The sequence below is a fragment of the Paenibacillus sp. NPDC093718 genome (assembly GCF_050279985.1).
In the GTDB taxonomy this organism is placed as follows: Bacteria; Bacillota; Bacilli; order Paenibacillales; family Paenibacillaceae; genus Paenibacillus_AQ.
In genome coordinates, this window is sequence record NZ_JBNNUS010000001.1 from 919038 (window position 1) to 943676 (window position 24639).

Here is a 24639-nt window from a genome sequence, read left to right on the forward strand (position 1 = left end):
CAAATCAATTTATATTGCGCCAAGAGCGGCGGAGTCTGCATGTTTCCGCCGCTTCGGGACGTTTACCGTTTACCGCTTACCGTAACGCTCCAAGGCTTTCTGCTGTATTTCCAGAGCTTCGGCAAGACCCATGGATTCGATGGTTTTCACATACTTGTCAAACTGATCCAACGGCTCGGCACCCATGACGAACTTCAAGTACATCTCATCCTTGTATGTGTTGATGTCCGTCATGATGGAAGCATAGCGGCTGCTCTCGGATTGGGTCGGCGTTGTGCGCGGCATTTTCTTCTCCATGGTCGGCTCTGCCCAGATGATCTTGGACTCCAGCTGATCCGGTTCGGTCGTGTATTGTTGATCGAACCGAATATCAAGCATGAACGGCCCGCTGAAGGTTGCGCGGTTATGCTTGGACATGGACTGAATCACCGGCAGTCCGGAAGGGTCCTTCAATACTTCGGGCTTAAATATCGGCTTGCCGTCCTCCATCGCATAGCTGACGCCCTCTTTTCCGAAGTTAAACAACAGGGTGCCTTCCTCGGAATAGCCGTAATCCAGCCACTTCACCGTTTCAACCGGGTTTTTGTTGCTGGTGGTAACCGCTGCCCCGATTCCGTTAAACGCATGGTCCTTATATCCCCAGATTTGCTTGTCGCCCTTGTTCATCACAGGGTAGGGGGCTGCTACCAATCTGAAGTTCGGATCTTTATCCTTCATGAGTGTTCCATACTTGCCGATCCCGCTGCCGGTGTATAGAATCGCTGATCCGATTTGCCCGCCCGTAATTTTGGCCTCCAGCATTTTCTCATCGGTCGTCGCAAAGTCTTGATCAAGCAAGCCTTCCTTGTACCACTGGTTCATGAGCGTCAGGAACTCCTTAAATCTCGGGTCCGTCGGGCCGTATTTAACCTGACCTTCCTCTTGGTAAAACCCGGCATTAATACCCCATGCCCCGAGAAAAGCGGTTGTTGTATCGACATCTCCTTTTGTCAGATACAGGGGAATCTCATCCGCCTTGCCATTGCCGTTCGGATCTTGCTCCTTAAAAGCCTTCAATACGTTGTACCATTCATCAACCGTGGTCGGCATCGATAGCCCCAGCTTATCGAGCCAATCCTGCCGGATCGTCGGTCCGAGAAATACCTTAAGCTTGTCGTCGGTGCGCAGAAACGGGAACACGTAGATGCTGCCGTCATCGGTCGTAATTTCCTTCTTCCACTCCGGATGATCCTCGAGCACCTTTTTAAAGTTCGGGGCATATTGGTCGATCAAATCATTGAGTTTGATGATTTTGCCGTCTTTGATCGCCTTCTCCGGCCCCCCCGGATAGCCGGCCCATGAATATTCAATCACGTCCGGGAGTTTATCCGAGGTCATCATGAGGTTGAACTGCTCCGTCGCCTGCTGGCCCTGCGGAGGATGCTGAAAATCCACTTTCACCCCGGTGATCCTCTCCAGCTCCTTATAAGCCTCGATTTCGTTATAACTCTTCATCGTAGCGGACACCTGGCTAACGATTTGCACCCAATACGTCAGTTCCGATAGAACCGGAGGGGCTTCCGGGTCCGACGCTACCTCCGGTTGTTCCTTGGCAGGACCGCCGCACCCTGCCGCCGTAATGGCCATGGTGACGGCAAGCAAAACAATCCAGAATACTTTAAACCTGTTGACCTTCATTATCATTTGCCTCCCTTTTCCTTTGCTTGTTGTGTGAACTTCTGGTTTGTTAAGCACCACCTTACTGAACATTTTGGCGATTGAACACTGCCGTTTTTTCTAATTGTGCAATATATTTTTAAGGCAGTACATTGTCTATATTTAATCTTGGACTGACTTATTTCATGATGATGGCCATTACAGAAATGAAGGGCGGCCATTTCGGCCGCCCTTCATTTCGTAAGCTGCTAGAAAGCCGAGCTGCGGCTTCGGATGTAGTCTATGTCTCCAAGAAGCAGCTCCGCGAAGCCGAAATCGAGATGCTTGCCCTGCTGCGCCTTAATGGCATTCTCCAGCGAAATGATCGCATCCTCAGCTGCTTCGCTTCCAGGCGGATGCTGCTGGAGATTCGCGATTTTGGCCAATAAGCTTTGCATGATGCCGTGATTATCGATCCAGCCTTTCTCTTCCCCTGCTCTTACAATATGGTCGAGCTGTTCCTGATCGACAACGACTTCAAACGGGTATTCGCGAACCGAAATATTCCCGGCTGCATCTTCTGCCGTTATCCGAAGAGTGTGAGGTCCTGCTGTCAGCGTTAACGGCTCTCTAACCAGCGTTTCGGCAGCTTCCTTGCCATCCAGTTCCACGATGACGCCGGATACGCCGCTTAATGCGTCCGTGATGTGAGGTGACATGGTGAAACGCTCGGTTTGGTATACGGACTGGGTCACGTTTGCCGTGATTTCCGGGCCGGTCCGGTCGATCTTCACCGTCTTTGAAGCTTCGTCGCTTGTCACACCAGACATCGCGGCCGCCCGGGCATGTATCGTTGTCTGGCCTTCCGCTTCGACAAGTATGGGAGCCGTGTAATCCGTCCATTTGCCATCGGATCCGATCTTATACTGGCCTCGCATGCCCGCCGCTTCAGCTTCCGGTGTCATAGTGATGGTGACCTTCACTGATTCGCGGCTCCACTCGGAATCCTGATCGACCTTGATCTCGGGAGGAGCGTTCACCGTATGCGTCTCCCGCAGCCGCCACACCTCCTGCGAAGGGACTGGCAGATTCAGAGCGTCAAGGCGGGAACGAACTTCTTCTTTGGAATACAGCAGAGCCCATTTATCGAAGAACTCCGTCAGGTTCTCGCCTGCGGTTTTCGAGGCCATGATGACAAAGGTGTCGATCTCTTCTTGGTTTGTCGCTGGCAGCTGTGATGCCGGCAGCTCCCGGTACGCCTTATGAAGCTCAGCATAAAAGTCCCATCCGTAAGCCAGGGAAAGCTGGCGGAACATCACGAGATAGCCGAAGAGATCCAGCTGGCCCGAGGTGCCGAACGACTTGCCCGGAAGATCGCTTTCGATATAATCAAATGCCCGGTCGTAGAAGTCCTTTCCTTCCGCGTTCCGAATCAATAAGTTGCTGCTGTTGCCGAATTTTTCTTGGACATATAAAGAATAAATATTAACGGTAATTTCGCCCGTTACGTTCCAGTTCCAAGCTCCTTGCTGATACTCGTGGCCCGTCTCGTGCCAGAAGCCCCATCCTCCCTGTGTAACTCGGGATATGTCCACGGCGTGGCCCGCCGAAGGATCGATGTGGAACATGATCGGATAGCCGGCATGCATATAACCCGCACTAATCTGTCGATCCGCAACGTAACGGAACGGAAGGTCTATACTTTTGTGCGGCAGCGGTTGATCCGGGGAAAGTCCCGCGACTTCCTCGGTGTAGTCCACGATCGCGTCCCACTTCTCCACTAATTGCTGCGGATCTTCTAGCTGCCTGATATACTCGGACGGAAGCGTCAAGATCACTCTGCGTCCCTGAAGCTCTGCCCATGGAGCGGGATGATGCCGGATCGCGTCTTCCCATTCAGCCGGTGAGGTCTCACCAAGGATATAATAAGGAGCGCGAACTCCGCCGCTGATTTCAATATCCTTCGCAACGTCCGTCTGCGGTTTGGTCGGAATCAGGTAAATCAGGCCGCCATAAGGGCTGCGGATCCGATTCTCGCCCGGAAGGAGCGGCTTTCGCTGCGTTATGACCGGAGGTCGTTCCCATTCCGTTTTACTTGTCAAATTATCCGTGTGAGCCCCTACCTGCACATCTAAATTCTGGGTGCCTTCAGGAACATGAATCGTTACCCATTCTCCGGCCGGTGCGTATAACCCCGTGCTGATCCAATTCTTTGGAACCGTCCCTTGACGTAAATAGTCAAAGGTCGAATAATCAAAATTCACGTGAACGGATTGTCCCGTCACTCGCGGTGCGTCCGCCGGAACGGCTCCAGGAAATTGATCGGCATAAGGGGATTTGGGTGCTGTCAGATCATTGCCGATCCGTCCCAATTGAAAAGCTAACAATGCGCTGGTATAGGGCGCTTTGGAACGGTCCAGCGGAAACGTAAGCTGGGACTCCAAATCGCTGGCATCCTGCTCGATCACAGCATACAGCGGGCTTTGCGGGGTGATGCTGCTGACGGTTCCGCCGGTCACCGAAGCGATGACTTGCAGCTTCTTGTCCGCGCCGGCGCCAGGCCGTCCGACGTTGACCTGATCCGGTGACAGCGTTCCAGCCTCAATCGCTTCGGCCTGCTCCAGCAGCTTTAGCGAATGATAATTGGCGGATTGCTCCGGTGTCAATTTGGGCAAGGTTTCCGTTCGAGTAGACGCCGTATTGTTCATCAGACCAAGACCCATCCGGTTCAATAGGCGCTGCACCGGGAAATCCTCACTGAGCCTGCCCGAGCGGCCCTGATATTCATTCCCGAGGAAGACATGCGGATATTGCTCCATCACCCATCCTTTTAAGGGGACAACGACATGACCTCCTTGCGCGACGTAATGCTCGACGGCATCGACCTCGCTATCCTTCAGCGTCCCGTCAACATAAGCTACGGGGTAGCGGGACGGATCCAAATGCTCAGGTGTGAATTGCTCCAACCGGACCAGATCGATCGGCACATCGGTTTCGATGGTATAATTCTTCCACGTTGCCGACAACATGGGCAATCGCCCCTTGCCTTCCAACGCCTCCTGATAGGTCAACGTCTCGGAATCCTCCGTTAACCACAGGAGGATGTTGCGTGCCACCGTCTTCCGCTCATCGGTAATATCGGAGGTGAATTTGAAATAGGAGTCATCCCCTGCAACAACAACTTTGCCTTTTCCGTAGCGAGCGGCTGCAAGAATCGGCGTCGTGTCGGGGTTGACCGCCAGGACGAAGGCTTGGTCTCCGATGGCCGCGACACCGCCGTTATAGGTGGCCGATACCGTCGGATAACCGGACAAATCCTTATAAATCACATCAAGATCATGCTGGGACGCCATGCTCGCGGCGGTATTCGTGCCTAATACATGAACGTCAGCCTGCTTCGTCATTCCATCCGCCGCCATCAGTGTCTTCCCTGCCGGCGGAACGGCCGCAAGCGTGCAAGCAACCGCCAATAACAGCTTCAACCACTTTTTGGTGTGGAAACCCATCAACCGCTCAACTCCTTTGTCGATGATTTCGTAATAGCAACGAGAAACGAAGTGCTTCCGTTTCACCTCCTCCTCCCCTCCAGTTTCCTTTTTCCCACATCCTAAATATAAAACGGCCGCCCGGAACACCATACAGTCGATATTTAAGATCGGACTGTATTTTCTCCGGGCGGCACTAGCTTTTTTTAATATTTGGTTGACGGTAATCAATACGTGAAGCTGTTTTTCAAAATCATCCTCTGGCTGCGGCATCCGCATAAAATATAATCGTGTAAAATTTCGTTGTTTCATTCCCAGGGTTAACGTACCGATGGGGCCGGTTAGCCGAGAAATGCACAGAGCTTCCGGCAGGGACGGTGTAGCTTTCGTCTTCGCGCCACAGTTCCAGCTCTCCCTGATGCACAAAAATATATTCCTCCACGCCATCATTATGCGCTTCTGAACCATGGTCACAGCCGGGATCCATGATGACCATATAGGACTCAAATTTGGTGCGCAGGTTGTAGGAGAACAAAGGGTATACCCGGTATGCGCCTTCGGCCTCGTGAAAAGGCTCCACGTCCTCCGGGGATACCACGGTCACTTCGGTTTCCGCCTCTTCAATGAGCGTGGTGAATGAAATGCCGAGGCCGCTAACGATGCGCCATAATACGGAGATCGTCGGGTTGGAATCCCCCCGCTCGATCTGTCCCAGCATGGCTTTGCTTACGCCGGTCAACTCGGCTACGTTATCGAGGCTGAGGCCCCGTGATTTGCGGATGGCTTGCAGATTTCTCCCTACTTTTTTATGAATGGGTTCCAAGTGTAACCATATCCTCCTTCTGAAACTAAGCCGTTAACTGATCTTGCTCTGATCCGCTTGCGGCTTCTCCATAAGCTTTGACACCATATCATCGGTCATATGGTTCAAATCATATTGTACATCAAATCCCCATTCTTCGCGTGCTGCAGTTGCGTCGATAGAATCCGGCCATTCGTTCGCAATCGCTTGACGGACAGGATCCACGTTATAGTCGAGGCTGAAATCCGGTATGTGTCGGCGGATGCTGGCCGCAATCCCCTCAGGGGCGACGCTCATCGCCGTGACATTAAAGGCATTACGGTGTTTCAGCTTAGCCGGATCCGCTTCCATCAATGTCATGATAGCGGAGATCGCATCCGGCATGTACATCATGTCAAGGTAGGTCCCTTTATCAATGTAGGAAGTATAGCTGCCGCTGCGGATGGCGTCTACATACATCTCAACCGCATAATCCGTCGTTCCCCCGCCTGGAGGCGCAGAGTGGGAGATCAGCCCTGGAAAGCGCAATCCGCGGGTATCCACTCCGAATTTATGGTAATAGTAGTCACACAATAGCTCGCCGGAGACCTTGCTGACCCCATACATCGTTAACGGGCGCTGCAGCGTGTCTTGCGGCGTTGCTCTTTTCGGAGTGTCCGCCCCGAATGCTGCGATAGAGCTCGGCGTAAAGAACTGGCAGGATAATGCCCGTGCCGTCTCGAGCGCGCTTAACAAACCGCCCATATTCAGGTTCCACGCCAGTGCGGGATTGGATTCCGCCTTGGCGGACAACAGGGCTGCAAGATGGATAATCGTATCCGCCCGGTGTTCTTTAGCTGCTTCATGGAATGCTTGGTGGTCGGTTACATCCAGTATTCGGAACGGTCCTGATTGCACCGTTTCATGCTGGATTTGGCGAATGTCCGTTGCGAGAACAGCTTCTTCGCCGTAAACTTGCCGCAATTTCGCCACCAGGTCTGAGCCAATCTGACCGAGCGCACCGGTTACCATAATTCGTTTCATCACTTGTGCCCCCTTATTAGATCAGACCCAGCTCGCGTCCGATGGTTTCATATGCGGAGAGTGCGCGATCCAGCATCTCCTTCGTATGCATGGCGGTTGGCATATTCCGAACTCTTCCCGTGCCTTTTGGCACCGTCGGGAACACGATCGATTTGGCATACACGCCTTCTTCGTACAATCTGGTGCTGAATTTCTGGGTGGTTGCTTCGTCTCCAATAATGCAAGGCGTAATCGGCGTTTCCGTACGGCCGACGGAATAGCCAAGACGCTTAAGGCCTTCCTGCAGATAACGGGTGTTCTCCCACAGCTTCATTTGCAGGTCTTTGCTGTTCTGCAGGATGTCGATAGCGGTAATACAAGCAGCCACGGTACCTGGAGGCAGCGCCGTGGAGAACAGGAACGGCCGGCTGCGGACCTTGAGCCAATCGACCAGATCCCTTGATCCGGCAACATACCCGCCAACAACGCCAACCGCTTTGGACAGCGTGCCGATCTGGATATCCACTCGCTCCGACAATCCGAAATGCTTCACGGTGCCTGCTCCGCCGCCAAGAACACCTGAGCCATGCGCATCGTCCACATAAGTGATCAGATCATAGGTCTCGGCGATCTCCACGATTTCGGGGAGCTTCGCAATATCGCCGTCCATCGAGAACACGCCGTCGGTAATGACCATAATTTTGTTATATAAACCGGATTCTCTCGCTTCTTGCGCTTTCGAACGCAAATCGTCCATGTCCGAATGGTTAAAACGAATGACTTTGGCTTTGGTCAGGCGGCAGCCGTCAATAATGGAGGCGTGGTTCAGCTCATCCGACAAAATCGCATCCTCGGCACCCATCACCGCCGAGATCGCCGCCATATTGCAATTGAAACCGGACTGATAGGTCAGCACCGCTTCGGTTCCCTTGAACTGAGCAAGCTTCTCCTCAAGCTCTACATGAAGTGCAAGCGTTCCGTTAATGGAGCGAACGGCGCCGCTGCCGGTCCCGAAATCGGTCGTAGCCCGGATTGCCGCTTCTTTCAATCGCTCATCATTCGCCAGTCCCAGATAGTTGTTGGAAGATAAATTCACGAATTCACGACCCTGAATGGTAATAAGCGGACCATTCGGACTTTCAAGAGGCTGGATGGTATTATAGAGCCCTTGCTGCTTAAGTTCCGTTAGATTATCCTGTAAGAAAGCGCTTAACGATTGACTGGACATATGAAATTCCTCCCGTGGATCCGAAGTATCTTAACGTACATATCATTTACCATTCCATTGTATGCAAAAAGCCACACGCATGCAATATCCTGTACAAAAATATGTTATATTGCATAAACAAAAAAGCCATGCCTCCTCAACCGAGAAAGCATGGCTTATTCATGGTTATTCTCTTAACGTCCAAATATCGGCTTGCGGCTCAGGCAAATTCAATGAGGCAATCCTTGCTCTTCCGTCATCCGTCAGGCCTATTGCCCATTTGTCGAAAAATTCAGTCAGGTCCTCCCCAGCCGTTTGAGAAGCTATGACGGCAAAAGTATCGACCGTGCCTTGAATTTCATCGCGAGATAATTCGCGGTATGTCTCGAATATTCGGGTATAGAATTCCCAGCCGTAAGCAAGCTGAAGCTGCTTGAACATCACCAGTCTTTCATAATTGCCGATTTGGCCGTATTTTTTTGCCGGGTCATTGTTCTCAACAAATGCGATCCCCCGGTCGTAGTAATCCTTGCCGTCATTCCCGACTTTCAATAGTTCGGAGGCATTCCCGTACTTCTCTTGGGTGTAAAGCGAGAACAGGTTAACGGTCACTTCCCCGACATCGCTCCAGGTCCATGTCCGCTGCTGGTATTCATGCCCAAGTTCATGCCAGAATCCCCAAGCGCTTGATTTTACATAATGGACATCCAGCAGGTTGGCCGCATAACTGAACGGCAGCATGATTGGATATCCCGCATGCATTGCACCCGAAGAGATCTGTCCGTCGGCGACGTAACGACGATTCAATTGATGGGCGGTATGCGGCATTGCCCTGTCCGGATCAAGACCTACCAGTTCATCATAACTGTCGTAGATTTCATCCCAGGTCCGCATCAACTCCTCCGGATCGGTTACTTGGCGAATCAAATCCGAGGGGACCGTCAGGATAATACGTTCGCCTTGAAGCTCCGCAAAAGGGACGGCAACCGGCCCGGTGCGAATGCTCTCCCATTCCTCAAGCGTAGTCTTGCCAAGCACGTAATACGGTGCTTCCGCCGCCCCACTGATCTTGACGGTTGCCCGAAAGTCATTCTTCGCCTTTAGGGGAATGAGATATATGAAGCCACCATATGGGCTGTTAACTTGATGGATGCCCGGGGTCAGCTTCTGGTGGTTAACGATAAGCGGAACTCGTCCCCACTTGCCGGATCCTCTCAAATCGTCATCATGCGAACCGATTTGAACCGATAAATGCTCCACGCCTTCCGGTACTTCAAGCGTAATGACTTTACCGGGGGGTGCATACAATCCGGTACTGATCCAGTTTTTCGACGGAAGCGCGTGCGTGTACATCGTGTTGGGGAAATCGAAGTCGACCTCGACTTCCCGGTCGTTAACGATGACCGCTTCCTCCGAAACTGCTCCCGGAAATGCGTCGGCATACGGAGATTTCTCGTTGGCCGGATCCAAGGTAAAATGACTGAAGCGGAAGTTATGCAGCGCATTCGTATAGGGCTGCTGAAATTTTTGGACCGGGAACTCGGCGGGTGGCAGGCTGCCGGCCTCTGTATCTGCCCAAGCGTACAGGGGGGATTCGCTGGATAACGTTTCGAGCGTCTCGTTTAGTATATGGTAGAGCCGCTCCTGTTTTTTGTTCGCAGGGGTGCCCGGCGGGCCGATATTGATTTGATCGTAAGTGATCGTTCCCTCTTCCACTTCCTTGCCTTGAGCAAGCCGTGTCTTGATATGATGATCGTTGGCTTGCTCATAGGTCAATACCGATTCGCTCACACTAGACTCCGAACCTCTGTTCATCAGCGTCAGCCCAGCCCGGTTAAGCAGCTTTTGAATCGCAAAATCACGGCTCAGTCTGGCTCCCCTCAGATTGCCGACTTGAAGCACGATTTCCTCAGGGGTATCACGCGTTATTCCCTCGATGCTGCTCAGGTTATCCGCCACGACAATGCCGCCGCCTGACCGTAGATATTGATCCAGCGCTTCCAAATCCTTTTCCTTCATCGTATGGTCTACATAGGCTGCCGCGTATTTTTGCGGATTCAGGTTTACGGAATCCCAACTGTCGATTTTCACCAATTCGATGGGCAAATCCGGGTTTACCGTAAGCCCGGCGGAGGTAGTTATCAACCGAAGCTTCTTCCCAGATTTCTTCAATGCATCTTCATAGCGGTTCGTATGATCGTTTCCTTGACCTTGATTCGTGGTGGCATCTTCCGTCAGCCACCATAAAATATTCCGGGCCAGTTTACCGGCAGCATCCCCCGCCGACTCGGTCAGATTAAAATACTCCTTGCTCCCGGCGACAACGATACGCCCTTTACCGTAACGGGCTGCCGAAATCGTTGGAATATAATCGGGCACGTTGATATTGAATGCCGCATCCCCTACTGCAGCAACACCGCCGCCAGCGAAATATGGAATCGCTTGCAAATCCTTATAAAATATGCTGAAATCGTTCTTAAGCACGTCGAGCGGCGTTCCAGCCGACCAAGGAGCATCAGCCAATCCGGATGATTGAAGCTCGGTTGGTCCGGTGACGTCTGCCTGCGAAAAAGCCGTTACCGTATGTTTACTGATCTCGGCAGATTCTGCTGATGCGATAGATGCAAACATTAAGGATACTGCGGACCCGATTACTGCATATTTTTTAATCCGTTTCATTATCATCATTCCCTTTACGATTCCTCCTTGATTTCCTTTAATATCTGGATGGAATGGCACAGCTGCCATAAGCTTTACAGTCAACACCTCCCCCTGGATTTGTCATAGAATAGGAACTCCACTTTTAGCTTAATGAACGCCGCTCGGATTTGAAATGCATAAAAGACACATCAATGTATCCAAAATACACAACCGGTAGGGGGCAGCCAATGGATATTAACCACCTGAAGTTGATTCAGAATTACCTGGCTAACGCAAATCTTCACTTATCCATTGCCAAAGTTGATAAAGTGTCCCAGAATTGGCGTTTTTTTAATATGAGACCGTCCTATAACGCCTTATATTTTATACGGGAAGGAGAAGGCTGGATTAAGATCGATGATCAAGAGTATCGTCCCTCCCCCGGACAAATCGTTCTCATGCCGGCCGGATCGCTTCATTCCATCTCTGTCGTCAACGACAATACATACAGGAAGTTCTGGTGCCATTTTACCGCCAAGGTGGACACCCTGAACTTGTTTCAGCTAATTCATCTTCCCCATGTGCTGGATGTGCCGGACGAGTCATATATGGAACAGTTATTCAAGGAACTGATCGATGCCTATCGGAGCAGCGCTTGGACCGCCCCACTGCAAAGGAACGAAATACTGATGAGGCTTGTCCGACATTATCTTGACATCGTTCCCGATCGCCAAATCTCGCTGTCCATGCTGCCTGATATGCAGAAGCTGAACACGGTATTCCAGTATATCGAGGAGCACATCAACGATAACGTCAGCGTGGAACAGCTGGCAGGACTTATCCATTATAATCCCAACTATTTCATCCGCTTCTTCAAATCCAAAATGAAGATGACACCCGTGCAGTATATTATTAAAGTCAGGATCGAGAAAACAAAGGGTCTATTGATGACCACGGATTTAACACTGGAGGAGATCGGGAGAAGGGTGGGGATGGAGGTTCATTATTTATGCCGGGTATTCAAGCAATTCACTAACATGTCACCGGGGGAATTCCGTAGCCAGATCATGTCGAACCGCTAAAAAATCCCCCTGGGATGTTCCGGATTTAACTCCGATACTCTCAGGGGAATATGAGGGGCGACGCTATACAGTAACTCCAACTATAGCTAGCTATAGCCGGAATCTATACCCATCAAAATCAGGTGGATATCGCTTCATGCAGCGCTTCGACATAAGCGGCGGCCAACTTGGACAGGGTCGCATTCTTATGACAGATCCATCCGACGTTGATCGTCTCATCGCATGCGAGTGGAACCGGAATAATCTCGTTCCCGTTCAGGTCAGCGCTCAGCACCCCGGTCGAAATGGTATAGCCATTCAAGCCGATGAGCAGATTGAACAGGGTCGCGCGATCATTGACCCGAATGCTTTTTTTATGGGATAACGTGCTGAGGATTTCCTCAGAGAAGTGGAATGAATTGTATTCCCCTTGCTCGAATGACAAATACGGATAATTCTGAAGCTCGTCAATGGCCACAATGGACTGCTTGGCCAGCGGATTTTTGATACTGATAAAAATATGCGGCCTCGCCGTAAACAAGCTGGTAAACTGCAGTCCTGCATCCTTCAGCAGCTTGTTGATCACCTTGGCATTGAATTCATTGAGGTACAGGATGCCGATTTCGCTGCGCAGGGTTTTGACGTCCTGGATGATTTCGTAGGTCTTCGTCTCACGCAGCGCCAATTCGTATTCATCCTGTCCGTATTCCTGAACGAGGTTCACAAATGCATTAACCGCAAAAGCATAATGCTGTGTGGATACCGAAAAATGCTGCGGAGAAGGCTTCGCATTCAGATAACGTCCCTCCAGCAGCTCGGCCTGCTCTACCACCTGCCGTGCATATCCCAGAAACTCCACCCCCTCCTTCGAAAGCGATATCCCTTTGTTCGTCCGCTCGAATATCGTAATATGTAGCTCCTCTTCCAGATCCTTGATTGCGTTGGACAGACTGGGCTGGGAAATAAATAATCGTTTGGCCGCCTCATTCATCGAACCCCGATTGGCTACCTCAATTGCATATTTTAACTGCTGTAAGGTCAAAGCAGACGCCTCCTCTATAATTTTGAATCGAGATGCCGATAAACAACGGGTATAGAACAATTTTTCATTATTTTAAAAATATATATCTCTATTTGAAGGGAAAATTTAACTCATGTCAAATAGGTAGGCTGTATCGAAATTTTCAAACCACGATGTCGAAAGATAAGGAGCTCGATAAATTCTCTATGCTGAAACAAAAGATCAAACTTATGAATTCAGTCTCACTGGCCGTCATCGTTATTGCCGGCATTGTACACCTGCTCGCTCGGAAATTTCATGTATTTGATCACACCATGAAAACACATGGAATACTTACTTCTACCGAGATGGAAAGTCAGTTCGGCCCCGCACTGTACGCGCTGCTGGCTGTTCCTGTTGTTTTGTTAGCCATATCCCTAGCCGTCTATGCACGACGCTCAGATCATCCGATCATTCCGTATCTACATACGCTCATCCTAACGCTGGGAAGCATTTCGATGATTGCCGGCGCAGGCGGGCACGTCGAATTTCACTTTTCCATCTTTATGGTTGTTGCTGCATTATCCTATTATAAAAATATAAGACTCATCGTTTTGATGACAGCTATTTTTGCCGTACACCATCTGCTTGGCTATCTGGTCATTCCTGAACTGGTGTTCGGAACAACCAGTTACTCACTCACCATGCTGCTCATACATGCCTTATTCCTGATCTTCACATCGGCAGCAACCAGCTGGCAAATTATAAGCACATTGAAGATCGAAACATTACTCAAAGAGGAGCAGCATCAACAGCGTGCCGCGATCATTGAAGAGATCACGTCGAAATTGTCGCAGCCCTCCCTCCAATTGAATGACACGGCACTGCAGCTAAGCAGTCAATCGGGGCAGAGCACAGAGATCAGTAAGCATCTTGGCGGAGTTGTTCAGCAAGTAGCCGCCGGAGCACATCATCAGTTACATGTTATGAACATGAATACCGCCGCCATTGGCGATATTGCCGTAGGAATCCGGCATGTCGCAGCTTCGGCAACAGAAGCCGCTGCTGCATCCGAAGAATCCGCCAGACAGGCAGAGTTCGGCAGTCATATGATCGGTAATATCGTATCCGAGATCCGGAATACCGGTCAATCCGTCACTAGATCGCAAGAGGCAGTAAATGCACTAAACCACCATATTGCCCGGATCGGACATATATTGCAGGTGGTTCAAAGTATTGCAAGCCAGACCAATTTGCTGGCATTGAACGCTTCCATCGAGTCGGCAAGAGCCGGCGAGGCGGGTAGAGGGTTCGCGGTTGTAGCGAGTGAAATCCGTAAGCTCGCCGAGCAATCCTCCTCCTCCGTTGAGGAAATCACGGAGCTGATCCGGACTATACATAGAGAAACCGCTGATCTGTTAGGCAGCATCGGCCAAGTGGACCACAATATGAACACCGGGCTGCGGGTTGTAGATCAGGCGAAGGCTTCATTCGAAGTAATCTATCATGCCGTCAAGCAGGTAGCACTCCAAATGCAAGAGATCTCCGTATCCACACAGCAGTTGAATACAGGCTCCGACCAAATGAATCAGTCCATACAAGAAATGACCCGGTTTACAAGTGAAACGGCGGATCATACTCATGAAATCGTCGAAGCGTTCCGTGGACATTTTGAATCCATTAAGCAAGTATCGGATGCAGCCGACATCATGACCAGGCTGGTTGCCGATTTAAATCTTATTATAGAGCGTTTGAAGGAATGAAAGTGGGGAATACCTGCATGCTCAAAATTAAAAAACAGGGACAGTCGCATGGACTGTCCCTGCACTTAAAGCTTCTTTGATGCTCTAAATATTCACCTTATACCCTAATGCCAGTTCATCCCCGGGAAGCCCCCGGATTCCCCAGTTGTGCTGCGGGGTTTCGAATACCGTAATCTCCACATCCTGAGAAGAGATATGCAGCGTGTGCTCGATCCGTTCGAACAATAATCGAATCAGCTGTTTCTTGGCCTCCACGGTCCGGCCTTCAAATATGCTGATCTCAATCACCGTGTAATGATCCGTTCTCCCGTCAGGGAAGAAGAAATCCTCGCGACTCATAGGGAAAAAACGATGGAATTTCTTATCCGCCGGAAGTTGAAAAACGTCTACCACGCATGAATGTATCACTTCCGACAGCTGTTCCTTCACCGGGCTCAGCCGCTCCCGGACGCCATAAATTTTGATCTGCGCCATGCTCTGCTCATCTCCTCTACTCTCCACCCTACTCATCTATAGCGAGGTTTACGCTACCTATTATTTCTATTCGACCTTGGTCGAAACAAAACCTCTTGCCCTGATTGCACATGTTGAACAAGGTATGCGAAACGTCGTGCCGATCACTGTTGTTCCCAGTTCAATCCCCCTTGTGTCCCCTATTCCCCGGTCTGAAACTGCTTCTTCGCCCACTCCACATAGGACGGATGGCTTCGAATCAATTCTTCATGCGTCCCGCTTCCCGTAATGTGACCCTTCTCCAGGACAATAATCTGATCCGCCTCGACCACGGTAGATAACCGGTGGGCAATAACCACGGTCGTTCGTTCCACCATTAGATTGTTCAGCGCCTTCTGCACTTCGTGCTCGGAGTCGCTGTCGAGGCTTGCCGTCGCTTCATCCAGAAGCAGGATGTCCGGCTTCCGCAGCAAAGCCCTTGCAATCGCTACGCGTTGTCGCTGCCCCCCGGACAACTGGATGCCTCGCTCCCCAACCTCCGTGTCATATCCTCTCGGCAGTGCCTCGATAAATCCCTCCGCATAGGCCAGTCTCGCCGCTTCGGCAATTTCCTCGTCGGAGACCGGCTCCTCCCGTCCATAGACGATATTATCCCGGATCGTTCCGGTCATCAGCGGGCTGTCCTGGGACACATACCCGAGCTTTCGCCGCCAGGACTCCAGAGTATAATCACGGATCGCTTCAGAGCCAAAGTAAATCTCCCCGCCGGATGGCGCGTAGAACCGCTCAATCAAGGAGAACACCGTGGTTTTGCCGCTGCCGCTCGGACCTACCAGAGCGGTGACCTTCTTGGCAGGAATCGAAAAGGATACCTCGGACAGAATGGTCTCGCCTTCATGATAAGCAAACGTCACCTCTTTAAATTCAACGTCCCGATGCCCATTCGGTGCAGTACGCACCGCACGATCGTCGCTCTCCGGCTCATATTCGAGGATCAGCCGCAATCTCTCGGTGGCCGCCATCACCTTCTGAAGCTGGGAATAGAATGTGGCAAACTGGCTGAAAGGAAACATGATCTGGAACAGCAGCAGGATAAACGATACCAGCTCGCCTGCGCTAAGAGCGCCGGAAGAGACGCGAACGCCGCCGTATCCGATGATGACCACCAGCAGGACGACCATGACCATCGACATCAACGGAATCAGGACCGAGTTGATTTTGGCTTCCTTCATGCCGAATCGGTACAGGCTGTCCATATCGTCATACCCGCTTTTCTCCTCCCTCCGCTCTGCATTGGAGGCTTTCACCAGCCTGATCTCGCCGATCACCTGGGTCAGCATGGCGGACAGCTGGGCCAGCTGTCCATACATGCTGATGGAAATTTTGTACATCTTTCCGCCGATGGGCATTAATATGCCGAACCCTACGGGAACGGCAATCAGAATGATGAGAGTCATCCGCCAATCCAAGTAAAACAAGATTGCAACGGCCCCCAAGACGGTCAATAGATTCGAGCAAAAAGCAATCAAATGATCCGTGATCAGGGTCTTCACTTCATTCGTATCGTTGGTCACCCGGCTCATCGTTTCTGCCGAGCGGTGCTTGTCAAAGAACGGAACCGGCAATGCCAGCACCTTGGTCCAGAGCCGTTTCCGAATTTTGTTCACCGTCTGGTTTCCGACATAGGCAAGCATATAATAGGAAAGTCCGCTCGCCACGGCTTCCAGCAGGAACAGAACGGCCAAAAAGCCGACCGTGCGAATATTAAACGAATCTGCCGCAAAATTATCGATTAATTGGCCGGTGATGAGCGGGACGACCAGTCCCGTCACCGCACCCACCAAACTGAGCACGATGGCCAGAAACAGCACCAGCTTCGGAATACCCGAAGAGCGCAGCAGCTTAATAAAATATCGAATCGTAGTTTTTGTAACCTTACCCTTCTTTTCTACGGTTTGCTCCATATGGAATTCCTCCCTTTTTGCATCCAGCCGTCACATATACATTTCTTTGATAAAACGGCCGGTGAACGAGGCTTCCACAGCCGCTACTTCCTCAGGCGTTCCTGTCGCCACGACAGACCCGCCGGCAGCTCCTCCGCCAGGCCCGATATCGATGATCCAATCCGAATGCCAGATCAGGTCCAAATTGTGTTCAACCAAAATCACGGTGTTCCCCGCGTCCACCAAGCGGTTCAACAGAACGAGCAGCTGCCGGACATCACCAGGATGAAGCCCGGTTGAAGGCTCATCCAGCAAATACAGCGTGTGGTTTTTGGTCTTTTTGCTCAGTTCCTTGGCCAATTTAATCCGCTGTCCCTCACCGCCGGATAAGGTGCTCACCGATTGCCCCCACTTCAAATACCCAAGCCCGACGTCGCAGAGCAGCTGGGTCAATTCCATGATTTTCGGCCGATCCTCCAGAATCGACAGACTTTCCTCAATCGTCATATCCAAAATGTCGGAGATGGTGTAGCCGTTATAGGCCACGCGCAGAACCTCTTCCTTAAACCGCTTGCCCTTGCAATCCGGACAACGTACCTCCAGCTCCGGAAGGAAGTGCATATGCACCGACACAACGCCAAGTCCTTGGCATGTCTCGCAGCGACCGCCTTGTGTATTAAAGGAAAAGTGCTTGGCCGTCAATTGACTCTCCTTGGCTTCCGGCAAGCTGGCGTACCAGTTTCTGATATGGGTGTAAACATCGGTATACGTAGCAATGTTGGAGCGCTGCATTCGGGATACCGGTGATTGGTCAACCGTAATCAGCTGCCCTACCGATTCCCAACCCGTGATGGCCTTGCAGCCGATTGGAGTTGATTGATCGCTTCCGGATTCCGCCAGAAGATCAAACAAAAGCGTGGATTTACCAGATCCCGATACGCCTGTCACCGATATGAGACAGCCGAGCGGGAAAGAGGTCGTGATATGTTTCAGATTTCTTAAATGTGCATCCTCGATCGTCAGCAAACTTCCGTTTCCAGCCCTGCGCCGATTCGGTGCCGTAAGCATCGTGTTCTCCCGGAAATAGGATCCGGTCACGGACGTGGGATTATGGATAAGCTCCTCCAGCGTACCTTGACCGACGACCGTACCGCCCATCGTTCCCGCACCCGGCCCGATATCAATGATATGGTCAGCGGCCCGCATCACTTCTTCGTCATGCTCGATGACGAGCACCGTGTTGCCCAGATCCCTCAGTTGTTTCAGAACCTGGATCAGTCCCCTGGTATCTTTGGGATGCAGTCCCGTTGTCGGTTCGTCCAAAATGTACAGTACCCCTGTCAGGCCTGAGCCCAGAATCGATGCGAGTCGAAGCCTCTGGGCTTCACCGCCAGACATCGTGACGACCTGCCTCTCCATGGACATGTAACCCAGCCCGACATCCATAATGCGTTTTAGTCTGACAGCGGAATCATGAATGAGCGGCTCTACAATCGTTAATTGATCTTCCGTCAGCTTCCTCAGCAGCGCCTCCATCCAATTTAAGGCTTCCCCGATCGACCAGGCGTTGACTTCGTTTATGGAGACTCCATCCACCCGGACGCGGCGGCTGTCTTCCTTCAGCTTCGTTCCGTGACAATCCGGACAGAGGTGCTCATGAAACAGGGACGCTTCACCGGACTCGCTTCCCTTCTCCCGATACCTTCTCCATATCCCGGTGACTACACCCTCGTACTTGCCTTGTCCTACGGACTTCGGCGGTTTGACGTCAGGAAAATGCCGGCTGAACTGCTCGCTCTCTACGCCGAAATACAGGAGATCGCGCTGAATCTCGTCATAGTCCCGAAGCGGCATGAACTCATCGAATGCGAACCCGTAATACTGGGCTGCCGCTTTCAGAATGCTGGTGTTATAATCGGTAAGAGCGCTGTACCACGTTGCCACCCCGCCGTCCCTTAAGCTTAATTCCGGACGAAACACGGCCTCCATGTTCAGACTCACCGTTTGACCGAGTCCGCTGCATGTTTCGCATGCGCCTTCCGGCTTGTTAAAGGAAAAATGTGACATCGTCAATTTTTCGAGACCATGGCCGCATCGCCTACAATGAACCGTCTCGTGAGAATCGCTGATCTCTTCCTCCTCAGCCAGACCGTGGTAGGCTTCTCCCTCCACATGAGGGATCACCGTATCGCCACAGGACGGACAAGTACGTTCACCAAGCTTAGAAAACAGAATTCGAAGCAGCGTGTAGATATCCGTCACCGTTCCGATGGTGGATCTTGGGTTCCGGTTCGTAATGTGCTGTCCCACACTGATTGACGGGGATAGTCCTTCAATCGAATCCACCTTCGGCTTGCTGACCGAGTCCGACACCATGCCCATGGATTCCATGTACTGCCGCTGGCACTCCCGCTGCAGCGTATCCATCGCGAGCGTGGACTTGCCCGAGCCGGACGGGCCTGTCATGACAACCAGTTTGTACTTCGGGATTTCAAGCGAGACATTCTTCAGGTTGTTCTCCCGGGCACCGCGAATCTTAATCGTTCCTTCCATATATCCCAACCTCCTAAAAGTTTTGTGGAGCTCAGCTTCATTGAGAAACCTCGTAATAAAACTCGCTACGCAAGCATACTGTTTCGTTTTGGAAGCCTGGCGCCAATCCTTCAATTTACAAACCCATCTTACAACATTGATGCAAGTACAAAATTCCAAACGGAAAAAGGTTGATCTATCGCCGTTTTCGAGATCAAAAGCCGTCACGGAGCTTTAAGGTTTATGTATAACGTTTGATGCCGTTCCATTTGTATAAACACAGCATTGACTATATAATGGGCTACAAATAGTACTTATCGTATGTTTTGAGGAGAACGGAAACCATGCCGAAAAAAATCGCACCCGAATTTTATTTTATTGGCAACCATCCCATGCTGGATTTCGTGAATACCAAGATTGCGGTTGATGGACAACCTCTGGATTTGCTTGATACATTCGATTCTTTATTGGATTGGATGGTGAAGGCGAACCTGCTGTCCGAGGTTGATCGCAACCTGCGCAAGGCGGTATATAACAGCGCCGAGGAGGAAGCCGGAATCGTGGAAGCCGCCCGGTTGCTCCGCGGCCACCTCTTTAATCTGATTCAGCCGGGCAGCGTGAACGAGACCTCTACGGAAGCTAGCCTGCAGTATGTCAATGGGCTGCTGAAGGAGCAAATCCTTCGCACAACGCTGGTGGCAGAAGGGAACGCGTACAGTCGCAAAAGCCGGATGCTTTTTCGCAAGCCGCTGGATCTGTTGACCCCGGTCGCCGCATCTGCCGTTGATTTTTTAACTACCCATGACCTGAAGTTGGTGAAAAAATGCGAAAATCCGGCGTGCGTGCTTCGCTTTTACGACAATAGCAAAAATAGCACAAGGCGCTGGTGCAGCCCCAAAACATGCGGGAACCGCATGAAGGTCGCTGCCTATCTGGAGCGTCAGAAACAGCAGCAAACGAAGGAATCTTAGATAAATCATCTAAGATTCCTTTTTTAATACCCAAAACAACACTTTACAGGTTAATAATCAGGGTGTATAATTCCCTTAATCACATTTAGGTGGTTAATAAATCAAATAAGGTGGTGTTTTTCTTCTTATCATTACGACCAGTCAAAAGGCTCTACATAACGATTGCATCATAAAAATTCGTAGATAATTCAAGGAGGCATTTATCAGATGAATCATAAAATCCAGTATCACACGGCTCAAATCGAAGGCTTGGATATTTTTTACCGTGAAGCGGGGGCTCCCGGCTCGCCTGTTGTCCTGCTGCTGCATGGTTTCCCGACTTCCAGTCAAATGTATCGTCAATTGATCCCGGCTCTTGCCGATCAGTACCACGTGATTGCACCGGATTATCCTGGTTTTGGTTACAGCAGTGCGCCTGACCATGATCAATTCCAGTACAGCTTTAACCATTTCAGTCAGCTCATCGAGGAATTGCTCTCCCAATTAAATATCCAGAGCTTCTACGTCTACCTTATGGATTACGGTGCACCTGTTGGATTCCGGATTGCAGCACGCCACCCCGAGCGGGTTCGGGGGCTGATCATACAGAATGGGAATGCCTATGAGGAGGGGCTCGAGGAATTCTGGAATCCCATTAAAGCGTACTGGGAAGATCCCGCGAATCCGGATAAACGCGAGGCCCTGCGTTGGTTAACCAGCATCGAGGCAACAAAATGGCAATATACCCATGGCGTCCGTGATACCTCCCTCATTAGCCCCGACACCTACACGCTGGATCAAGCGCTGCTGGATCGGCCCGGGAACCAGGAAATACAACTGGATTTGTTCCTGGATTACGGATCAAATCCTCCCTTATATCCGGCTTGGCAGCAGTATTTCCGCGATGCGCAGCCGCCGACTCTGATCGTGTGGGGACAAGGCGACCATATTTTCCCTGAGAACGGGGCCCATCCGTATCTGCGCGATCTGCCCGATGCCGAGCTGCACATCCTGAAGGATGCCGGGCATTTTGCGTTGGAGTCACATGGACCTGAAATCATTGGTTACATCCGGGCATTCTTGGAATGTCAATCTTCATAAATATGAGCATGACAATGATATAAGCTATTTTCTCGGCAGGCTTTTCATTGAGCCGTTCTTCATGATACAATCCCCCAGAAAAAAGGATTCAAACAGATCCGGCATGAGGTAAGGGGGACCGTCATGGGTATCAGACCGATTGATATAGCCAAGAAACTGGGGATTACCACAAGTGCGCTCAAGCATTATGAAAAATGGGGAATTGTCCCTCCTGCGAAGCGTGCCCCGAACGGATACCGGGTGTATACGGAGGAGCATGCCGCATACTTCGAATGCATAAGAGCCATGTTTCCCGGCTTCGGCGTAGACGTTACGAAGCAAGTGATGATCAAGCTGCAGGAGAACGAGCTGGATGAAGCGCTCTGGATTGTAAGCGAGGTGCAGGCCAATCTGCAGCAGGATAAAGTCCTCGCGGAGCGGACCATCCGCATTCTGGAAACCGAGCAGCTTGACGTTGTCGATGCCCGTGGGCGGAAAAGAGAGCTAACCATCGGGGAGGTTGCGGCCGAAACCGGCGTTCCCACCTCGGCTATCCGCCATTGGGAGAAGGAAGGCGTCCTGATTCTGCCTCGGGATCAGGAAAACGGCTATCGGAAGTTCGAGGGCGCCCAAATCCGGCAGATCATGATCATTCGGATTCTTCGCTCGGCCAATTACCCGCTGGAAGTCATCAAAGATGTACTGCATGAACTCGAGCATCATCAAGTCGATAATGCCAGACGGGTGCTCAAGGACACGCTTGTATACCTCAACTACCGCAACCATAACCAAATACGCGGCGTGCACTATCTATATCAGCTGTGCCAAGTGCTGAAATTAATGTAAATCCCACTCCCTATGTGCACTGTTGTTTAACATACAAAAAAAAACAATCAAGGATGAACTACATCCATGATTGTTTTTTTACTTGATACCCCTATGTACTAGGGGGACTCGAAGAGTAACCCCGAATACTATAGAGCGCGTCTCGTTAAGAAATTTGGCACGTGCTCATAGCTAATGTGCCCGCTTATGGATTAACTTTGATGGAACCGACGGAGGTCGTCAGGGATATTTTCGCTCCCCCACCGTTTACGTCGCTCTGCCCCCGGCTTGCTCCAGTAATCTGTCCAAGCTCGGTTTCAGTGTCCAGCGTGTATTTCATGGTCGGCGCAAACGTGGCCGTGATGCTGCCTGCCGATGTGTTGGCCGTCAGCGTGCTGTCCTTATCGATCTGCTCAAGATCCAGCTTCACGCTGCCCGCTTCGGATACGATTTTGGAATTGCCCGTGATTTCCGTTTTGGCCAGCTGAATTTCCCCGGCTCCCAATTGAAGTTCGAAAGCCCCCTTCAATTCGTTCACCCGAATCTTCCCTACATCATTCTTGATGCGAATATTCCGCATGTCTTCCGGCACTTCGATTACATAATCTATCATGAATCCGGAGTCTCCAAATTGCTTCTGCGACCAATCCCACAGACTTTGGCTGGCGTCCTCCATAGGATGTGTTCTTAGTTCCAGTATGCCGCCCTTAAGCGTAAAGGAAGTGGCGGCCTGCTCCGTAACCTGGGAACGAATGTTGTCATTCTTGAAGAAGCTTTCATTAAACCATACGGTGGTTTTCACTTTGATCTCATTACCGGGTACAGCGATGAGCTCAATATTACCTACGGCATGGTCGATGGCCAGTCCCTCGGCTGCTCCCGCTTCCTGAGCCGTCGTCAACTCGAACTCTTTCCCTTCCCGCTTTACTTGATCACTGATAGCCAGCGCTGAATCGCCGGCAATATTTCCAACTTGTGCTAGTTTATCAAGCTCCTGATGTAATGCTTCCTCCGCATTATTGGCGGCATCGCATCCCACCAGTACGGCAAATATCAACAGCGATGAGATTTTCACTGCCATCATACTCTGTTTCTTCATAAAATCCTCCACGTCCATTCCTCTATATGTATATGTCCATTATATCGTGAAGGAAAAAGTTGACACGCTGCCACGGACCAGTTTCTACCTGGACCTTAGTCTGGGACGCCTCCTCCGTCTTTTGTATGACGCCGCGCGTACGAATCTGAAAAAAAGAAGGGAGTTCCCGCAGTAAAAGATCTACTCTTGGAACTACCCCTTTCTCTAAAATCACCGCGATTCTGATGGCTGGTCTATCCGCAGCACGACCTTCCCCCGAACATGGCCGGACTCCACAGTGCGATGCGCTTCTGCTGCTTCGCTCAGCGAAAACGCCCGGGACACATGGATCAGCAGTTTGCCTTGTTCATATAACTGAACCAATTCGGCCAATCGATCCTTGGATCGCTGACTGCGGATCGCGAGAACCCCCAGCTTTTCTACCCGATTGAAGGCTACTATCGTGCCGATGCGGCTCCGGTCGCCGACAAGCTCCAACGAGGCCAGCAGCGCTTCTTCGCCTGCGGCATCCAGCGCGGCACTGACTCCCTCTGGGGCGGCTGCCTTGACCCGATCTACAAGGCCTGGGCCATAGACAACAGGAACAGCACCCAGTGAGCGAAGATAATCATGATTTCGCTCGCTTGCCGTTCCGATGACCCTGGCTCCCCAGGCACGAGCGATCTGGACGGCGAAAGAACCGACGCCACCTGCTGCCGCATGAATCAGAACGGTATCGCCTTCACCGATTCCTAACGCCTGAAGGGCCGTATGGGCAGTTTGCCCCGATGCAGTCAGCACGCCTGCTTCCTCCCACGGCATCGAATCCGGTTTACGTACCACTTGATCTGCGCTAACCACGACATACTCCGCGTAGCAGGCGAGTAAAGACCAGCCAATGACGTCCTCACCAACCTCAAAGCCTATGACCCCCTCACCTACCTGATCTATCGTTCCGGCGAACTCATTGCCCAGGATTTGCGGCATCCGCAATGTCACATTAGGGGGCGCCCAGCCGCTTCCCCTTATCCCGCAGTCGGCTGGCTGTACGCCAGCTGCCTTGATTTTAACTCTTATCTGACCGTTACCGGCCTGAGGATCTTTAAATTCCAAGACACGCAGGACATCCGGCGGTCCAATCGTACTAAACGCTACGGCTTTCATATCGATCATCCTTTCATGA

The 24639-nt window shown here is 51.3% G+C and carries 17 protein-coding genes; 5 read left to right on the forward strand and 12 right to left on the reverse strand.

Annotated elements, in window-relative coordinates; all coding sequences use genetic code 11:
• Window positions 1-69: 69 nt before the first annotated feature.
• From ACQKPA_RS04625 to ACQKPA_RS04650, 6 genes are all read right to left on the reverse strand, one after another.
• Window positions 70-1677, reverse strand: coding sequence for an extracellular solute-binding protein (locus ACQKPA_RS04625; RefSeq protein ID WP_427489764.1), 1608 nt, complete (start codon window positions 1675-1677; stop codon window positions 70-72).
• A 227-nt stretch (window positions 1678-1904) separates the two neighbouring features.
• Window positions 1905-5207, reverse strand: coding sequence for a M60 family metallopeptidase (locus tag ACQKPA_RS04630; protein WP_427489766.1), 3303 nt, complete (start codon window positions 5205-5207; stop codon window positions 1905-1907).
• Between the two features lie 166 nt (window positions 5208-5373).
• A complete protein-coding gene (locus tag ACQKPA_RS04635) occupies window positions 5374-5943 on the reverse strand; it encodes a helix-turn-helix domain-containing protein (RefSeq protein ID WP_036660138.1) in 570 nt (189 codons plus the stop codon).
• A gap of 33 nt (window positions 5944-5976) precedes the next feature.
• The gene (locus ACQKPA_RS04640) at window positions 5977-6945 is read right to left on the reverse strand and encodes an NAD-dependent epimerase/dehydratase family protein (protein ID WP_427489768.1); all 969 of its coding nucleotides are present in this window, start codon (window positions 6943-6945) and stop codon (window positions 5977-5979) included.
• A 16-nt stretch (window positions 6946-6961) separates the two neighbouring features.
• Window positions 6962-8152 carry a glycine C-acetyltransferase gene (locus ACQKPA_RS04645; RefSeq protein WP_427489770.1) on the reverse strand — a complete coding sequence of 397 codons (1191 nt, stop codon included), beginning with the start codon at window positions 8150-8152 and terminating at the stop codon, window positions 6962-6964.
• Between the two features lie 165 nt (window positions 8153-8317).
• Complete coding sequence (locus ACQKPA_RS04650; RefSeq protein WP_427489772.1) at window positions 8318-10819, reverse strand: M60 family metallopeptidase; 2502 nt, start codon at window positions 10817-10819, stop codon at window positions 8318-8320.
• A 200-nt stretch (window positions 10820-11019) separates the two neighbouring features.
• Here ACQKPA_RS04650 and ACQKPA_RS04655 point away from each other — a divergent pair, with 200 nt between their 5' ends.
• A complete protein-coding gene (locus tag ACQKPA_RS04655; protein WP_427489774.1) occupies window positions 11020-11853 on the forward strand; it encodes an AraC family transcriptional regulator in 834 nt (277 codons plus the stop codon).
• 118 nt (window positions 11854-11971) lie between these two features.
• On the opposite strand, the gene ACQKPA_RS04660 is transcribed toward ACQKPA_RS04655, so the two are convergent.
• Complete coding sequence (locus tag ACQKPA_RS04660) at window positions 11972-12874, reverse strand: LysR family transcriptional regulator (RefSeq protein WP_427489776.1); 903 nt, start codon at window positions 12872-12874, stop codon at window positions 11972-11974.
• Between the two features lie 185 nt (window positions 12875-13059).
• On the opposite strand from ACQKPA_RS04660, the gene ACQKPA_RS04665 reads away from it, so the two are divergent.
• On the forward strand, window positions 13060-14595 hold the full coding sequence (locus tag ACQKPA_RS04665; RefSeq protein WP_427489778.1) for a methyl-accepting chemotaxis protein: 1536 nt from the start codon (window positions 13060-13062) through the stop codon (window positions 14593-14595).
• A gap of 84 nt (window positions 14596-14679) precedes the next feature.
• Here ACQKPA_RS04665 and ACQKPA_RS04670 read toward each other — a convergent pair whose 3' ends face one another.
• The 3 genes from ACQKPA_RS04670 to uvrA form a co-directional block, all read right to left on the reverse strand.
• Entirely contained in the window at window positions 14680-15069 is a 390-nt protein-coding gene (locus ACQKPA_RS04670) for a tautomerase family protein (RefSeq protein WP_427489780.1), read from the reverse strand.
• A gap of 179 nt (window positions 15070-15248) precedes the next feature.
• Complete coding sequence (locus ACQKPA_RS04675; RefSeq protein ID WP_427489782.1) at window positions 15249-17012, reverse strand: ABC transporter ATP-binding protein; 1764 nt, start codon at window positions 17010-17012, stop codon at window positions 15249-15251.
• Window positions 17013-17042: 30 nt separating this feature from the next.
• Window positions 17043-19544 carry an excinuclease ABC subunit UvrA gene (uvrA, locus tag ACQKPA_RS04680; protein ID WP_427489784.1) on the reverse strand — a complete coding sequence of 834 codons (2502 nt, stop codon included), beginning with the start codon at window positions 19542-19544 and terminating at the stop codon, window positions 17043-17045.
• Window positions 19545-19867: 323 nt separating this feature from the next.
• Here uvrA and ACQKPA_RS04685 point away from each other — a divergent pair, with 323 nt between their 5' ends.
• The 3 genes from ACQKPA_RS04685 (at window position 19868) to ACQKPA_RS04695 (ending at window position 22399) form a co-directional block, all read left to right on the forward strand.
• The gene (locus tag ACQKPA_RS04685) at window positions 19868-20494 is read left to right on the forward strand and encodes a CGNR zinc finger domain-containing protein (protein ID WP_427489786.1); all 627 of its coding nucleotides are present in this window, start codon (window positions 19868-19870) and stop codon (window positions 20492-20494) included.
• Window positions 20495-20701: 207 nt separating this feature from the next.
• Window positions 20702-21574 carry an alpha/beta fold hydrolase gene (locus ACQKPA_RS04690; protein WP_427489788.1) on the forward strand — a complete coding sequence of 291 codons (873 nt, stop codon included), beginning with the start codon at window positions 20702-20704 and terminating at the stop codon, window positions 21572-21574.
• A 123-nt stretch (window positions 21575-21697) separates the two neighbouring features.
• Complete coding sequence (locus tag ACQKPA_RS04695) at window positions 21698-22399, forward strand: MerR family transcriptional regulator (RefSeq protein ID WP_427489790.1); 702 nt, start codon at window positions 21698-21700, stop codon at window positions 22397-22399.
• A gap of 184 nt (window positions 22400-22583) precedes the next feature.
• On the opposite strand, the gene ACQKPA_RS04700 is transcribed toward ACQKPA_RS04695, so the two are convergent.
• Window positions 22584-23477, reverse strand: a complete 894-nt coding sequence (locus tag ACQKPA_RS04700; RefSeq protein ID WP_427489792.1) for a DUF4097 family beta strand repeat-containing protein — start codon at window positions 23475-23477, stop codon at window positions 22584-22586.
• A 210-nt stretch (window positions 23478-23687) separates the two neighbouring features.
• The gene (locus ACQKPA_RS04705) at window positions 23688-24620 is read right to left on the reverse strand and encodes an NADP-dependent oxidoreductase (RefSeq protein ID WP_427489794.1); all 933 of its coding nucleotides are present in this window, start codon (window positions 24618-24620) and stop codon (window positions 23688-23690) included.
• Window positions 24621-24639 lie beyond the last annotated feature (19 nt).